This is a genomic window from Leucogemmata humicola (assembly GCF_055379415.1).
The window spans coordinates 5,422,773-5,438,584 of sequence record NZ_AP040875.1 but is presented as its reverse complement, the minus strand read 5'-3'; the positions used below and the strand labels follow the sequence as shown (position 1 = coordinate 5,438,584).

Below are 15,812 nucleotides of genomic sequence, written 5' to 3'. Positions count from 1 at the left end.
GAGCGTCTCGTAGTCTTCCTTTCGACCGTCGAAAGGAGTCACTGTGGGCCGACTGAAAGAGTGGATTTCACGACTCCGAGGCACGCTCAACGCTCGGCAACAGGAATCCAGACTCGACGAAGAGCTTCGCTTTCATCTCGACATGCACGCCGAGCGTGACGTGCGGGCCGGTGCGTCGCGAGAGCACGCGAAACGCGCGGCGCTCGTTGCGTTCGGCGGGAAGGAGACGTGGCGCGAAGCCGTTCGCGACGAGTATCGCGAACGCACCATCGAAGGCGTCGTGCAGGACGCGCGATACGCCGTTCGCACACTGAGAAAATCGCCGGGCTTCACGATCATCGCGCTCGCGACGTTCGCGCTCGGCATTGGCGCGACCACGGCCGTGTTTAGCGTGGTGAGCGGCATTCTGTTGCGGCCGCTACCGTATGCGAATCCAGAGCAGCTCGCGGCGATCTGGCCGACGGCAACGATCTCCAACGCCGAATTGGTCTATCTCCAACAGAACGCAAAGTCGTTCAGCGCCGTGTCGGCGTTCAGTCCTGGTTGGGGAATCGCACTCACCGGAAGTGGCGAGCCGCGACAAATCGAGGCAGCGCGTGTATCGACGAACTTCTTTCAGACGCTCGGCGCCCGTGCGGCGTTTGGACGCGGATTCGCCGATGGCGAGTCGTCATCCGGCGCATGGGACGTCGTAGTACTCAGCGACGCGCTGTGGGCGACTCAGTTCAATCGCGATCCGTCGGTCATCGGCCGCGTGGTCGACATGGACGGCACGCCAACGCGCGTGATCGGCGTGATGCCCGCGACCTTCGAAGCATTTCAGCCGCACGTCGATGCGTGGCTTCCGTTGCAGATCGATCCGTCGTCGCGCTTTCATACCGGACAAACGGCAATGGCGTTCGGGCGACTCACGACCACGGCGACGTTCGCGTCGGCAACGAGCGAAATGTCGAACCTCGCACCGCGCATGCGCGCGGCGTTCAACTATACGGACGAGTACGGGCGCGGCAATACGGTGACGTCGCTGCACGACAGCCTGGTGGGCAGTGTGCGCCAGTCGTTGCTCGTGCTGCTCGGTGCCGTTGCATTCGTTCTGTTGATCGCCGGCGCCAACGTCGGCAATCTGCTGCTCGTACACGCGACCGGACGCCGGCGTGAACTTGCAGTCCGTCGCGCACTCGGCGCCTCGCGCGGACAGATCGCGCGTCAGATGCTCGTGCAGAGCCTCGTCATCGCCATCATCGGCGGCGCATTCGGCATGCTATTCGGTGTGGCTGGCGTTCGAGGGCTGAAGACAATTCTTCCGTCGACGCTACCGCTGCTATCTAGCGTGTCGGTCGACGCGCGCGTGCTGTTCGCGTCAGCGGCAATCACGATTCTCATCGGCCTCGCCTTTGGCGTGGCGCCGGCGCTGAGCGCCACACGCGTTGATCCCGATGGCGCGCTGCGAACGTCGGCGAATTCGGGTGCGAACCGCGCGGGTGCGGCTACTCGTCGAACGCTCGTCGTCGTCGAGGTCGCGCTCGCGATGGTGCTCGTCGTCGGCGCTGGCCTCATGACCGAATCGCTCTGGCGCTTGAGTCGCGTCGATCTCGGTTTCGATCCGCACGGTGTGCTCTCGTTCAGAATCCAACCGTCGAGCGGGCAGGTTGGCAGTGCTGAGCAAACAGCAACGTACTTCAACGAGATGTTGCGACGAGTGGCCGAACAGCCGGGAGTGGAGCGAGTCGGGGCGGTGCAGCATCTGCCGCTGACGGGATTCAATTGGGGCGGCGATCTGAGCATCGAGTCGCAACCCATTCCGTCAACGGGCAAGCATCCACGAGTGACTTGGCGTTCGGTCGTTGGCGACTATTTCGCGGCGATGCGCATTCCACTCGTCCGCGGCCGACTCTTCCTGCCGAGCGACACGCGCAACGCGCCACCGGTCGTCGTAATCAATGAAGCGATGGCGAAGCACTTCTGGCCGAACGGCGACGCGATTGGCCAACGGATTCGGACGGGAAACGCTACGCGCAACGACTGGGCGACTATCGTCGGTGTCGTTGGCAACGTGCGCTTCATGTCGCCGAAAACAGAACCTGGCGACGAGATTTATCGACCGAACGAACAGCAAGGGCTGGTGTTCATGCACTTCGTCGTGCGCACGTCGCGCGATCCGCTGTCGATCATGCCGGCGATTCGCACGGCGATCCGCTCAATGGATGGGAACGTTCCGATCGCCGACGCCCGCGAACTTGGCGCGCTGTTCTCTGCATCGACGGCCACGCCGCGAACGATCGCGGTGCTGCTGCTTGCTTTCGCAGGCGTCGGCCTCGTACTCGGAGCAATCGGGATTTATGGCGTGATCTCGTACGGTGTAAGCCAGCGCACGCGCGAGCTCGGGATCCGCACCGCACTTGGCGCGGTCCAGAATCGCATCGTGATGATGGTATTGGGTGAGGGACTCCAACTCGCCGTTGTGGGAATCCTCATAGGCGCTGTCGGGGCATTGGTGGCCGCGCGGTCGTTGCAGACGCTGGTGTTCGGCGTGACGACGACCGATGCGCCGATCTACGCTATCGTAGCGACCGTGCTCGTTGGCGTCGCGCTACTGGCGTCGTGGATTCCAGCGAGACGAGCCGCGAGGGTGGATCCGTTAGTAGCGCTGAGGTCGGAGTAGACGCACGGCGGAAACGAGTAGCGGTCTTGAATTGCTACTCGTTTCTAAATTGCTCAATATCCAACCGCACCGCCGCTCGAACGTGGCTCGTGCACACCATGCCATCCGCCATTCACTCGCATGATGGCGTTGATGTTCACGAGACTCGCGACTTCCTTCGGCGCGTGCCCCATCGCGCGAAGGGAATCGAGCACTGCTGGCGAAACGCCGCCGCGTTCGAACGATAGCGAATCGGGAATCGACTGATGGTGCAGGCGCGGCGCGCGCATGGCGTCGGCCAGCGACATCTTGTAGTCGATGACGTTGAGAATCACCTGCGACGTGCCGGTGATGATCGTCGGTCCGCCAGCGCCGCCGACGACGAGCAATACATTGTCGTGCGAGTCCAGCACGATCGTCGGCGTCATGGCGGATAGCATGCGCTTACCCGGAGCGACGGCGTTCTGCTCGCCCTGTACGAGGCCGAACATGTTTGCTTCGCCCGGCTTCGCGGCGAAGTCGTCCATCTCGTCGTTGAGGAAGAAGCCAGCGCCGCGCACCCACACGGCCGACCCGTAGCCGTTGTTCAACGTGGTCGTGGTAGATACTGCGTTGCCCTTTGCGTCGACCACCGAATAGTGGGTCGTGTGTTGCGGCTCGCGTGCGGCGACGATCGTGCCCGTTGGCGTATGACGCTGATCGTTGATCTTCGACCGAAGCTCGCGCGCATACTGCTTGCTCGTCAACTCGGCCTGAGGGACGTTCACGAAGGCCGGGTCGCCGAGTTTGTTGTTGCGATCGAGGAAGGAACGTTGGTACGCCTCGGCGAAACGGTGCGCCCACTGCGTGCTGCCGAATGGCGCAGGCGTGTCGTACGTCTCGAGAATGTTCAGCGCTTCGGTCATCGTGATGCCGCCAGAGGAGGCGGGCGGCATGGCGAGAATGGTGTGGCCGCGATACTCGCTTCGTACCGGCGTGCGCCACTCAGGCTGATAGTGCGCCAGATCCTTGAGCGAGATGATGCCCCCGCCGCGCTGCATCTCACCGACGAGTGAATCCGCGACCGGACCGCGATAGAAGCCGTCGGTACCGCGCGCCGCGATCTGACGAAGCGTCCATGCGAGCTCGGGTTGTTTGAGTACCGTGCCCGCCTGCACGACCTTTCCGCCGGGGAAGAAGAGCTTGCCGCCCTCGAAGCGCTGAATGTCTCGCGCGTAGCCGTTGAGGCTGCGCATGAGGCTCGAGTCGATGAGGAAACCCTGATCGGCGAGTTTGATTGCCGGTGCCACGACGTCCGCCAACGACATCGTTCCGTACCGCGCCAACGCCTCGGCCATTCCCGCGACGGCGCCTGGAACCCCGACCGCGAGATGACCGATCACGCTCTTTCGCGTGAGCTTGCCGTTCTCGTCGAGGAACATGTTTCGACTGGCGGTCAGCGGCGCCATTTCGCGGTAGTCGAGCGCAGCGCTGCGGCCGTCGGCCATGCGGATGACCATGAATCCGCCGCCACCGATGTTACCGGCGAAGGGGTACGTCACGGCGAGCGCGAAGCCGGTGGCGACGGCGGCGTCGATCGCGTTGCCGCCGCGCTGCATGATGTCGCGGCCGACCCGGCTGGCGATCGAGTCGTTGCTGACGACCATCGCGTTGTTGGCGAAGGTCGCCGGTGTGCCCGCTTGGAATCGCCAGGTGGCGGGGAAGAGTGCCGGGACGCGGGTCGGCAGTGCGTCGGCCCGACTGGGCGTGGCGGAAGTCGAGACCGACTGACAGCCGGCAACAATGAAGATGGCCGCGATGGCCAAGGATAAGCGTCGCATAGGCTTGGATTCTCTGGCGAACGGCAATGGCATGTGTCAAAACATGCGCGGTGAGCCGCGCATTGTCACCGTCCGGGCAAGGCTGCGCCGAATTTGCTTGACGCCAATTGGGTAAGACATTACTTACCGTAAGTGAATACTTACCTAGAATCGCAGCTCGACGCCGTTGGTGATCCGACCCGCCGAGCCATCCTCGAACGACTGCGACACGGGCCGATGCCCGTGGGGAAACTGGCGCGCGGCTTCCCCATGAGTCGTCCGGCGATCTCGCAGCACCTGCGAGTTCTGAAGGATGCGAACCTCGTGGTCGACCGCCCAGACGGGAACAGGCGCCTCTACGAACTCAACCCGCAGGCCTTCGCCTCGCTCCGCGAGTACTTCGACGAGTTCTGGGGCGTCGCGCTCATGTCGTTCAAACAACGAGTGGAAGGGACCAAACCGAGGAGGCAGTCGTGACGATGACCGATCCCACGCCAAACACGAACACGACGCCCGTCCGCAAATCGGTGACGGTAAAGGCGAGTGCCGAACGCGCGTTCGAGGTGTTCACCGCGGACTTCGACTCGTGGTGGCCGCGCTCGCACCACATCGGCAAATCGCCGATGACGCGCGCGATCATCGAAGAGAAGGTCGACGGTCGCTGCTACACCGAACAAGACGACGGGACCGAGTGCGACTGGGGTAAGGTGTTGCTGTGGGAGCCACCGCGCCGATTCGTTGTTGCCTGGCAAGTAAAGCCTGATTTCACCTTCGAACCGGATCTCACGAAGTCGAGCGAAGTCGAGGTGCGCTTCACGCCCGAACCGAACGGAATGACGCGCGTCGACCTCGAACATCGGCACTTCGAGCGCCACGGTGCGTCCGGCGCGGCGGCACGCATGTCGGTGGATTCGCCGAACGGTTGGACGGGCATCATGCAACTATTCGCCGAGCGGATGGTGCGCGAAGGGACAGCTTAGCGCCGCTTCGCCTCGGCGTCGATCGCATCCTGGCGGCGTTGGGCCTCGGCCCAGTCGACGGTTGGCGCGACATCGTTGTCGTCGAGCTGGAGACTTGCAACGGCGCGTTCGATCACCGGCGCGCCAAGTTCTGGCGGGAGTGACAGTCCGAACTCCAGCTCGGCGCGACGACAGATGCGCTCCTCTCGCGAGCGGTCGCGTGTCGCCTCGGCGACACCCATGGCGTGCACGCGAGCGTGAATTCCTTCGTGCAGAATCGACGAGGCAACGGGAGCCGCCGTGATGTCGGTGCGCGCGAGAAACGTGAGCTCGGTCATGCACACGCGCTGGTCGGGAAAGAATGCTCCGCGACACGCGTACCGCATCACGACAAAGCCGTTGAGGTCGCGTCGCATGTGCGCGATGCGCCACGGCTGATAGGTCTCGATGAGCTCCAGCGCATCGTCGAGTCGCTGCAGCACGACGGGCGTCTCGATATCGGGCCGCGTGTTGTCGACGATGACGCCAAAGCCGCGCACGTCGAATTCTTCGACTCGCGGTGATTGGGCGGGTTGCCAGAGCGATCGCAGTCGCGAAAGAAAGCCTGTCATAGTCCGTGGCACCCGCCACCGCATCAGTTGTTCCGTGGGACCAGCCAGCTACTTGAACGCGTGCTTCTCGATTTTCACGGTGCTCCCGTCGCGGACGGTGACGAAGACGAATCCGCCCGGTCCAAATCCCACCAGCGTGCGACCAACGGGAAGCTGCACGCGATCGACGAGCGCGCCAGTGCGATCGACGACATCGTAGATCGTTCCGGCGTTGCGAGGCGCGCTCGACAGCGGCTTGGGCCGGATCCAGACGCGATTGTCCTCGTCAGCGCGATAAGCGCCAGTCACTCGCTCAACGGCGGGGAGATAGTCGGGAATCTCGTTCGGCGGCACGATAGCCGGTGGCGTTGGCGGCGGCATGCGCTCGCCTCCGTACGTTCGAATCGGCATGCCGTCGACGAGAATGATCTTTTCGCCGCCAGGTCCCGCGGTCTGCGTCGAGTCGAGCGCACGCTTCTTCATTTCTTCGATCATGTCGTCGAATTGCTTGCGACGCTGCGTATTCACCGAATCGATCAGACGCGTGCGCTCCTCATCATCCACGGGTTTCCAGGGATAGGCCAGGCGTGGGCCTGGAGTGCGTGTGCCGTCGGCCCGGTAGAAGTCGACGCGGTACTCGCGACCTCGAAGCACCGCGACCGATCCGTCGGTCGTCACGGTCCAATCGTCGAAGATGGGAAAGATCGGCGCGCGTGTGTTTGTGTTCGTATTCGTCGCGCTCATTTTGATCGTCAGCGTGCTTCCCGACGAGACACGCGTAAGTGTGTCAACTGTGCGTCGCTTGACGTTCATCGTCACCACGAGCGCGCTGTCGTCGAAGTTGCGCGTGATCTCCGGATCGCCCTGCCGTGGACGATCGACTTGCGGGCGCGGCATTGGAAGACGATACACGATTCCGAGCGCCGGCGAATAGCTTGGATACCCGTACGTCGATGGGTTGGTGAGATACGAAGCGAGCGACGAATTGCCTGCCGGCATCGACATCACGCGGCCGACGTCGCCCTTTGGATCGATGACGAGAAATGCCGACGTGGTTCGATCAACGAACAGTGTGGAATCGCCAGCGAATGGAATGAGCGCGCCGGCATTCTGGCCGTACATGTTCACGCCACCCGACGAATCGATCACGACCTTGGGGTTCGCGAGATTCGCATCGAGCAGAATCACCTGTCGCTTGCCCGGGTCGTTGACGAGGATTCGACCGTCGGACAGCGCGCGTAGGTGCTGGACCTGATTGAAAGTCAGCGCCGTGGTCGCAGTCGTTGCGCCAAGCGCGCGAACGGCGATCGTCGGGCGTTGCGGTGCAGGAGTTTGAGCGAACGCGCCACTCGAACCGGCGAGGCCGAGGAGAACCGCGCGCGCAGTGACGGCGCGAGAACCAATCGAAGCAAGCATCCGTGTCATCAACGAGAGATCAGTAACTAGTGCTCGAGTTCGAGCGAATCAATTTCAAATACCGCACATCAAGCAGGTTGGCCAGCCCACTCGGCATCAGCCGCTTCTGCTCGTCGGTGAGGAGCGCGACGAGATCGGGCGCGATGCGAATCAGCTGATCGAACGACGCTTCGCGGGCGACGCGGTAGTGATCGTACGCCACGCTCTGATCGTAGAGATCGGGCAGTGCCGCAAGCGTTTTGGCGACGGGACTCCAGATCGAGTCGAGACGAACGGTGAGCCAGCGATTGAGCGTCGCGATGCTGTCAGCCTGCTCCGGCGAGAGCTTGAGCTCCACCGCCTGACGCAGCATGCTCGTCATCGGGTTCGGCATTCCGCCGCTCGAGTACATCGATTTGATCGACAGCTCGTTCTGCTTTCCCTGATCCTTGTACTTGCGACCGCGGTCGAGCATCTGCGTGAGCGACTGACGTTCGCGCGACGGTCCGAGATCGACCGTCAGCAGACCCGTCAGTGTCACAGGCGCCGAGCGAGAGACGCTCTGTTGGAGGGCGGTCGAACCGAAGCGCTGATTCACCTCGTATTTGAACTGCTGGGTCGCGGCGTCGAAGCCGCGAACATATAGAAGCGTTTGATCGGGGCTGGTCATCTGACCCCAGCCGCGGACGTGTCCGGCGCCGTGCGCGAGCAGGTCCACTCCGCCCATCGGGTTTGAGAGCTGGAAGCGGACTTGGGTTCGCTGCGGCATGCGCAGCTTCATTGGATTGATCGAGATATTGATCGCGTTGTTGCCGCTCAACACCCATGGCCCGCGACAGGCGCCGAGCTTGGATAGTTGGCCCAATTGCGAGCGCAGGCAGTCGCGTGCGATCGGAGAGCCGTCGTTGAGCAGCTGCGTCATCTGCGCGGCGAGGGACGAATCCGCAGTGTGTGCCGGATCGAAGACGAAGGCGCGATCGTTCGAATACCCGTCGCCATTGATGTCGCCGGCGACGCGCGGCGTGATCGGAATGCCCGACCGCGCCGAAACCGTCCAGTTGAGTCGGAGCGTGTTCGCCAGATTGTAGTTCAGCGACAGCTGAACCTGATGCTTGGCGTTCAGATCGTTGTCGCCCCACTGCCGGTCGAGCGGGTTGCCGACGGTGCTGCTGAAGCCCTGAATCAGCCGGCGGTTCCAGCTTCGCGTATAACTCGCGTTCCAGGTGAAGTTCGAGTTGAAGCTCACCGGAGAGATTCGTACGATGATCTGCTTCGAGTCGGAGCGAAGTCCCGAGTTGATCAGCGTGACGCGTGAGAATGCAGGAGAGACGCGAGCGTCGCCCGATGCGATGGCGCCGGTCTCTGGGACGATGCTGCTCGACGCGACGTAGACGGGCCGGTTGCCTTCGTTGGCCAGCGTGAAGCGCTGCGTCGGTGAGAAATTCAAATCGATCTCACCCTGTTGATCGAGGTTGAGCGCATAGCTCCCCGCGACGGCGAGGTTGAAGCGGTTCTGCAAAACCCACCCTTGCCAATTCAGATCGGCGCTCCACCGTCGCGACGCCTGGTAATTCGGATCGACGAGTGTGACGCCCGGCTGCGAGGTCGCGAACACCGAGCCATTCGTTCCGTCGGCGCACGTCGACGGCACCGTCGATGGATCGATGCGATAGCTCTCCCAGTTCGGCACCGGCGCCGCATCCCCCACGCATGTCAGCGTCTGCACTGCGCTCGGCAGGCCTGTGTTCGAGATGACGCGATTCATCAGCGACTGCGCCGGCGATCCCTGAAACACACCGATGCCGCCCGCGATACGCTGTCGCGGACCGCGCACGAAACCATCCGCGACTGAAATCTGCGGCGATTCGCCCAGCGTTTTAGAGAATCCTATCCGCGGGCTGAGTGCGATTGGATTGGGAACGAGATCGTTGCGGATTCCGAACGTCTGTTGCACGAGCGGGTTGTATTCTGGCCTCGATCCGAAGCGACTCGCGTCGACGCGAACACCGTAGGTGATGCTCAAGTCGGGGTTCGGGCGCCAGGCGTCGCCGAGTGAGAGGCCGAGCGTGCCTTGACTGCGTCCCTGTCGACGTGGTGTGAGCGTTCGCGAGAAGGACGATGGCACACCAGCCTCGAAATCGGCGAGCGAATTGAACGCGAATGAGCCGAGCAAGTTCGACGACTGATCGGTCATCGAAGAGTTGCGCGCGAGTTCGGTCGTGAGCGTGAGTTTGTGGCTGCCATCCATGCTGAGCCACGACAGCGCATTTCGGAATTGCAGGTTGGTATTCGACGACGTGGAGCCGAGTGCCGCATTGCCGCCGACGAGAATGGAGCGAACGTTCGATGAGCCATCAGCGAAGTCGGACGTGATGCGGACGCTGGCGCCGGGCAATGAGAGATACGGCTCGCTCTCGTTGACGCTGCCCGATAGACCAATCGATGTGGTCGAAAGAATGATCGAGTTGAAGTATGCGGTGTGTCGCAGCTGTACCGATCCGGCGCGATTGTCGGCGCGTCCCGCGTGCGCCGGCGAATCCCAACTATTGAACCCGGTCGGAAGTGTGCGTCCCCAGTTACCGTTGACAGTCAGGTTGAGCGAGTGCCCCTGCGAGGAGTTCGGCGTAAAGTCGAACGATCCGAGCAACGAACCGCGCTGCGATCGGTTGGCGCTCGGAAATCCGGCGACGGAGTACGGAAGGCCGGCTGCTTCGAGCGCGCTGCGAAGGCGGGCGACGGAATCCTGCGAGATACCGACCGCCTCGAGGCCGACGGAATCGATGTCGAGCAGCGTTCGGAGGTCGCGGACGTTGTCGTCGAACTGATAGGCAACGTTGTAGAACGCGTGGTTGAGCTTGATCGGTCCCGACGCGCGCCCACTGATCGACGCGTTGGTCGACGCGAGCGCGAGCGACTGCGCGGCGCGATCGGACCACTGCATTTGCGGTGTGATGCCGGTGAGGCTCATCGTTCGCACGATGTAGTTGCCGCCCGATTGAGAGCGCGTGGTGACCTGGCCGCCGCTGAAACCGCCGCGCGACACGTCGTACGGGGATGTCGCGACCGTCGTCGATACCGCTGCGTCGCGCGGCAGCGTACTGCCGTTCATTGCGAGACCGTTCAGCGTGAAGCTGTTCGCGGCCGCGTCGAGCCCAAAGACCGAGAACCCTGCGGGGCCGCCATCGGTCGACGGAATGAGTGTGACGCCGGGCAACGTGCTCGCGAGCGCGGCGAGGTCGCCGAGTGACGCGAGATCGAGGTTTTGCGCACTAACGGCCCGTTCGGTGCCGGAGATGTCGGTTCCGTTGTCGTTTCGCGGTGGCGGCGGACGTTGCCCCTGAACGCGCACTGCCGCGAGAATCGTCAGCGGCTTTTGGAGGCGGACGTCGGCAATGAGAACATCCTCATCGGCGAGCCGTTTGATCTCGAAGCGTCGCGCGGCAAGTCCGATGGCCTGAACGGCGACCCAATAGTCGCCGTCGGCGCTGAGAAAAGTGACGGTGAAACGGCCATCTCGGTCGGTGCGGGCCGTCTTGTTGACCCCGCTTGCGATGGCCGTGACGGAGATGCTGGCGCCTTCGACGGGCAGCGAATCAGGGCCGGTGACTCGGCCGCGGATGATGTCAGGGTCCTGGGCGGCGGCGCGACTCGGGGCGAGGGCGACGAGCGCGGCGAGGATGGCGATGAGGCGGAAAAGGCGCACAGAGCGGGTGGTGCCGGGGATGGGGATAGGAGGCGGAAGGTGAGACAGCGGGGAGGGGGGAAGGGTTCGGTCGGGCGACGCACTTGCACTTCCCGCCCGTTCGCCGCATGACTGTCTCATGTCGACCCGCCCTCTCCTGCTCCTCGCGGCGCTTGCGCCAACTCTTGCCGCCGCCCAAGCGCCCTCCGCGTGGCCGTCCTTCACTCGCACCTTCGCTGCGTACGTCGACAGCGACAAAGTCGTCGGCGCTGGCGTCGTGTTCATGAAGAGCGGCCGTATCGTCGCCCGATTTGATACCGGCTTTGCCAATCGCACGGCAAACGTCCGCGTCGACGACCAGAGCATCTATCACTGGGGGTCGATCACGAAGACGCTGACCGCCATTTCGATCATGCAGCTTCGCGACCGAGGAAAGCTGTCGCTCGACGACAAGATCGTGCGATATGTGCCCGAGCTGCGAACGATGCATGATCCGTACGGCATGATGGACAGCATCACGCTGCGAATGCTGCTATCGCACACGGCTGGCTTTCAAAACGGGACGTGGCCGTACGGCAGCGACAAGCCGTGGGAGCCGTTCGAGCCGACGACATGGAACCAGCTCGTCGCCATGATGCCGTATCAGGAACTGGTGTTCAAACCCGGTTCACGGTACGGCTACTCGAATCCCGGCTTCATCTATCTCGCTCGAGTCGTCGAACAGATCACCGGCGATCCGTGGGAGGCGTACGTCCAGAAGAACATCTTCGCGCCGCTCGAGTTGAACCGCAGCTACTTCCGATCGACGCCGTATTTCCTGGCGGAGCATCGATCGCACAACTACTACGTGCGCAAGGATTCAGCGGGCAAGGAACGGCTGACCGACAACGGGGCCGACTTCGATCCCGGAATCACATCGCCTAACGGCGCCTGGAACGCACCGCTCGGCGATCTGGCGAAGTACACGGCCTTTCTAACGAACGCCGTGATCTCGGGTATGTCGCGCGAACGGTACGACGTCGTGCTCAAGCGATCGAGCTTCGATGAGATGTGGAAGCCCGTCAAGCCGATGTCGCAGAGCTACGAGTCCTCACCTGATCAGTGGATGGGGCTCTCGTTCTTCATCATCGATCGCGATGGGCAGCGCATTCTCGGTCACACAGGAAGCCAGGCCGGGTTTCGATCATTCCTGTACTTCAATCCGGCCAATGGCTCCGCGGTGATCGCGGTGTTCAACACGACCAACTCGTCGTCGCCCGCGTCGGCTGCAAACCGTCGCGTTCAAGACGCCGCGCTTTCGTTGTTGACGCGGCCCTGAACCTGTCGCTTAGAGCGGGCCCCAGGTCGTAAACGGTACTGGCTTGGAGAACGGCGGTCCCGCTTCGATGGTAATGTCGGCGTGGGCGGTGAGCGGAATCTTTGCCGGGTCGCCTTTGTACTCTTTTCCATCGACCCACACCTTGAGCGACTCGCCCTTGGCGGCACGGGCCGCGGCGACGCGCGATCGCGTGAGCGGCTCGCCCCAGATCATGAAGAAGTCGCCGAGCGTGAAGGAACGATTGAGCGGCGCTTCGATGTGGATGATGCCGTCGGCCGTATGGGTGTGGACCCAGTAGATACATCGCTTGCCGGCCGGGATTCCGATGCTCGCTGGGATCGGGATCGGCTTGCCGTGGTCGAGGAGCACCAGGTGCTGATGGATGTGGATGCGCTGTCCCTCCTGCGCGTCGCACGATATTCCGCTGACCATCTGGCCGTTGGCGGCGGGCGTCTGTTGCTGTTGTTGCGGCAGGGTACCGGTCGCATAAACGCTACGCGCTGCTAGCCCAATCGACACGAGTGCGGCGACGACGCCTGCCCCAGTGACCATCCGATGTCGTGACACCTGACAAAGCTCCTTGTAAGGATCGCTCCTCGAATCTCGCCGGTTGGCGTCTCGGCGTCCATGATATCGGATGTCGTGCCGAGCACGCACTCTCGTTCCGCGTCATTCTGAAGTCAGCGCCCACGCGGTGCTCGGTGACGAAAATCACCGTGTCTCGGTTCGGTCCTCGGGGATTTCCGCCAAATGTTCTTGATTAGTGGCGATAATTTTTCGCCAAATGGACTCCCTTAAAGAACACGAATTGAATAGTCTAAAGTGCGACGATGCGACTATTCGCTGCTACACTGTAGCTGCTGTGAACTTGACCTGAGGACATGCCCATTCGTACCTGTCATGTTCGTCGTAGAACCGCGATGCTCGGTGCCGCCGTTACACTGGCTGGTGCGCTCGCGATGCCGGCACACGCACAGGCGCCCACACGCGCCGCCGGAGCAAGACCCTTCGATACCGGTATCGTCCTTGGCGGCGAGTGGCTTCAAGCCAACGCTCTGCCGCTCGAACGCGACGCGATGCAAAGCGCGTCCTTCTCTCTTTCGCTTCGACGGCAGAACTGGGCGGTCGAAGGTGGTTTCCTCCGCATCGCTCATACGCTGAGCACCGTACAGGGAGGATATCTGTCCGGCGGTCCGTTGCTCGAGTGGAAGCGCATCCTGTTCACTCCCGCGGTGGGCGCGATGGTCGGCCAGTCATACGCTTCGCGTGATACCACGGGCTACAACTGGGTTGGCACCGGCGGCACGACTGGCCACGAGGCGCGCTTCAGCTACTCCGACGGCTTGGCGTTTGGCGGAAGCGTCGGTCTGACCGTCGAGATCCCGATCTATAGAATGTTTGCCGTCCGCGGCTCGGCCTCGGAGTGGTATTTCAGCGGAAACCCGCTCGAGGGCGACCGCACACGAACCCTGATCGGCGCCGGTCTGTCCGTGCGACTCGGCCGATGATGCGTACATCGAATTTCAAACGCGTGCGCGGCGCGTCGATCGTTGCGGCGACGATTGCCTGCGTCGGCATCGCATCGAGCTGCAACGAAAACCTCCCGAGCGGTCCGAATACGTTCTCGGCGCAGCTGCAAATCGTCACGCCGCGCGACACGATGGTCGTCGGCGATTCGACGGTCGTGCAGGCCAAGGCGACGGACGGCGTCGGGCACTTGATCCAAGCGCTCGTATTCGGCTGGAAATCGGCCGATAGCACCATCGTCGGTTTCGCAGCGCTGTCGTCGGACTCCAATGTCACCGCCGGTCGGACTCGGACGCTGGTTGGGCGACGACCCGGGCTATCGATAGTGTCGCTGACGCTGCCCGATTCGCGATTCGTCGTTCCGACGTCGACGCGACTGGAGACGGTGGTTGTCGGTGGCGTTCGCGTGCTGTCGACGCACGATTCGACGCTTACGGCAGTAAACGATACCGGCGTGGCCATTTCGGCGGGACTCGTTCGAGCGAATGGCAATCTTGTCACCAAGGCGTCGCTGGGAATTCGCTGGACGCACCTGGGACAGCACACCACCGTGGTCGGCTCTGGCGACACGATTCGGTATGTCGCCAAATCCAACGGCGCCGACACGCTGATCGCGACGCATGACTTCTGCCTTGCAGCCGCGAAGTGCGCTGATACGGTCGTGGCGCGTGTATCGCAGCAGCTGTCGCTGACACTCTCGGCCCGACTCTTCTCGGCGTGGAGCTTCGGCGACTCGCTCGGACCGTCGGTGACGCTTGCCGATCGTCGCGGAAACGGGTTGGCGGGAACGTTCGTGAGATTCGTTCCGGCGACGACTGCGGACTCCATTATCGTACGGGTGTCCGGTCCGATCGGGACCAGCAATCCGACGACCGGTCAGATGGCAGCGCCGCAATTGATCGCTGCCGGGAACGGGACCGCGAAAATCCGGGTGCTTGGGTTTGCGCCCGACGGATTCTCCGTTGTCGCGATGGATTCGATATTCGAGGTCGTCCAGCAGGTTGCTCGGCACGTTGCCGTGGAACAGCTTCGCATAGTGCTGACGTCGGTGGATTCGGTGCCGACCAGATTCGTCGCGCGTGACGCGCGCGGTGCGGTGATCGCCGACGCGTTGATCACTGTTTCACCGCTAGGGATTCCGATGACGGGAATCTGGGCCGGGCCTACGGCCGCAGTCGCCGGTGCAACACTCGCGTCGATCACTCCGCAGCTCAGCGGACCTTCGTTGCCGCAAAACAATCCGGCCGCACCACAGATCCCAGTGATCGTCGATCAGTCGGTCTTGACGATCATCAAGCCGGACACCGTCACGGCGGGTGCAACCGCAATCCCGATCCTCGCTGAAGCGCGCGATTCACTCGGCCAGCCCGCAGCCGGTCGTTGGGTGCGTTTCGGTACGTCGTTCGGTGTCGCGCCTGACTCAGCTCAGGTCGACGTGAACGGAAGCGCTGCGTCCATCTGGGTTCCGCCGGACAGCGCGGGATCGTACACGGTTACGGGTGTACGGGGCACGTTGGCGGCGATGACGACCCTGGGCGATTCGGCCGGACGGATCGTGCTTCGTCGAAGCGCCGTGGTGAAAGCGAGCGTTCCAAGTGAGCTCAGGACAACTGTCGAAATCAGCACCGCGAGCATCGCAATCAACGGCACCGCGGTGGTGACTGTGACGGTGAAGGATCGCTTCGGGAACAAGGTCAAAACAGCGGCGCCGAGTGATTTTACCTTGACGAATACGGGCGCTGGAACGTTGCCAGCTCCAACCTGTTCGCTCGGCGTTTGCACGGCGACCTACACGGCGCCAGGTGCAGTTGGTCCGGAGACGATCGTCGCGAAGATTGGTGGGGCGAGCGTGCTCGGCAGTCCGATCACTGTGACGATTCACCCCTAGCGCGATGTGAACC

The 15,812-nt window shown here is 62.8% G+C and carries 11 protein-coding genes; 6 read left to right on the top strand and 5 right to left on the bottom strand.

What is annotated here, in order from left to right; all coding sequences use genetic code 11:
• Nucleotides 1–43: 43 nt before the first annotated feature.
• A complete protein-coding gene (locus AC6H4Z_RS23345; protein ID WP_497544376.1) occupies nt 44–2,662 on the top strand; it encodes an ABC transporter permease in 2,619 nt (872 codons plus the stop codon).
• Between the two features lie 53 nt (nt 2,663–2,715).
• Here AC6H4Z_RS23345 and ggt read toward each other — a convergent pair whose 3' ends face one another.
• Entirely contained in the window at nt 2,716–4,461 is a 1,746-nt protein-coding gene (gene ggt / locus AC6H4Z_RS23340; protein WP_497544375.1) for a gamma-glutamyltransferase, read from the bottom strand.
• A 132-nt stretch (nt 4,462–4,593) separates the two neighbouring features.
• On the opposite strand from ggt, the gene AC6H4Z_RS23335 reads away from it, so the two are divergent.
• The gene (locus AC6H4Z_RS23335) at nt 4,594–4,917 is read left to right on the top strand and encodes an ArsR/SmtB family transcription factor (RefSeq protein ID WP_497544374.1); all 324 of its coding nucleotides are present in this window, start codon (nt 4,594–4,596) and stop codon (nt 4,915–4,917) included.
• A gap of 2 nt (nt 4,918–4,919) precedes the next feature.
• Entirely contained in the window at nt 4,920–5,420 is a 501-nt protein-coding gene (locus AC6H4Z_RS23330) for an SRPBCC family protein (protein WP_497547083.1), read from the top strand.
• Here the strand turns inward: AC6H4Z_RS23330 and AC6H4Z_RS23325 are convergent.
• Genes AC6H4Z_RS23325 through AC6H4Z_RS23315 form a run of 3 tightly spaced genes read right to left on the bottom strand, consistent with a single transcriptional unit; the run spans nt 5,417 to nt 11,087 of the window.
• A complete protein-coding gene (locus AC6H4Z_RS23325) occupies nt 5,417–6,010 on the bottom strand; it encodes a hypothetical protein (protein WP_497544373.1) in 594 nt (197 codons plus the stop codon). The genes AC6H4Z_RS23330 and AC6H4Z_RS23325 overlap by 4 nt on opposite strands.
• Nucleotides 6,011–6,058: 48 nt before the next feature.
• The gene (locus AC6H4Z_RS23320; protein WP_497544372.1) at nt 6,059–7,414 is read right to left on the bottom strand and encodes a hypothetical protein; all 1,356 of its coding nucleotides are present in this window, start codon (nt 7,412–7,414) and stop codon (nt 6,059–6,061) included.
• Nucleotides 7,415–7,424: 10 nt separating this feature from the next.
• Nucleotides 7,425–11,087, bottom strand: a complete 3,663-nt coding sequence (locus tag AC6H4Z_RS23315) for an outer membrane beta-barrel protein (RefSeq protein ID WP_497544371.1) — start codon at nt 11,085–11,087, stop codon at nt 7,425–7,427.
• Between the two features lie 118 nt (nt 11,088–11,205).
• Between AC6H4Z_RS23315 and AC6H4Z_RS23310 the strand changes: the two genes are divergently transcribed.
• Nucleotides 11,206–12,384, top strand: coding sequence for a serine hydrolase domain-containing protein (locus AC6H4Z_RS23310; RefSeq protein WP_497544370.1), 1,179 nt, complete (start codon nt 11,206–11,208; stop codon nt 12,382–12,384).
• A 9-nt stretch (nt 12,385–12,393) separates the two neighbouring features.
• On the opposite strand, the gene AC6H4Z_RS23305 is transcribed toward AC6H4Z_RS23310, so the two are convergent.
• Nucleotides 12,394–12,951 (bottom strand): hypothetical protein, encoded by a 558-nt coding sequence (locus tag AC6H4Z_RS23305; protein WP_497544369.1) that lies wholly within the window; start codon nt 12,949–12,951, stop codon nt 12,394–12,396.
• A 314-nt stretch (nt 12,952–13,265) separates the two neighbouring features.
• Between AC6H4Z_RS23305 and AC6H4Z_RS23300 the strand changes: the two genes are divergently transcribed.
• On the top strand, nt 13,266–13,892 hold the full coding sequence (locus tag AC6H4Z_RS23300) for a hypothetical protein (protein WP_497544368.1): 627 nt from the start codon (nt 13,266–13,268) through the stop codon (nt 13,890–13,892).
• Nucleotides 13,889–15,799, top strand: coding sequence for an Ig-like domain-containing protein (locus tag AC6H4Z_RS23295; RefSeq protein ID WP_497544367.1), 1,911 nt, complete (start codon nt 13,889–13,891; stop codon nt 15,797–15,799). The genes AC6H4Z_RS23300 and AC6H4Z_RS23295 overlap by 4 nt, the downstream gene beginning before the upstream one ends.
• Nucleotides 15,800–15,812: the final 13 nt, after the last annotated feature.

Coding starts and splice junctions, on each gene's coding strand:
- AC6H4Z_RS23325 (WP_497544373.1), bottom strand. CDS start 6,010: ATGACAGGCTTTCTTTCGCGACTGCGATCGCTCTGGCAACCCGCCCAA.
- AC6H4Z_RS23295 (WP_497544367.1), top strand. CDS start 13,889: ATGATGCGTACATCGAATTTCAAACGCGTGCGCGGCGCGTCGATCGTT.
- AC6H4Z_RS23300 (WP_497544368.1), top strand. CDS start 13,266: ATGCCCATTCGTACCTGTCATGTTCGTCGTAGAACCGCGATGCTCGGT.
- AC6H4Z_RS23310 (WP_497544370.1), top strand. CDS start 11,206: ATGTCGACCCGCCCTCTCCTGCTCCTCGCGGCGCTTGCGCCAACTCTT.
- AC6H4Z_RS23330 (WP_497547083.1), top strand. CDS start 4,920: ATGACCGATCCCACGCCAAACACGAACACGACGCCCGTCCGCAAATCG.
- AC6H4Z_RS23320 (WP_497544372.1), bottom strand. CDS start 7,414: ATGACACGGATGCTTGCTTCGATTGGTTCTCGCGCCGTCACTGCGCGC.
- ggt (WP_497544375.1), bottom strand. CDS start 4,461: ATGCGACGCTTATCCTTGGCCATCGCGGCCATCTTCATTGTTGCCGGC.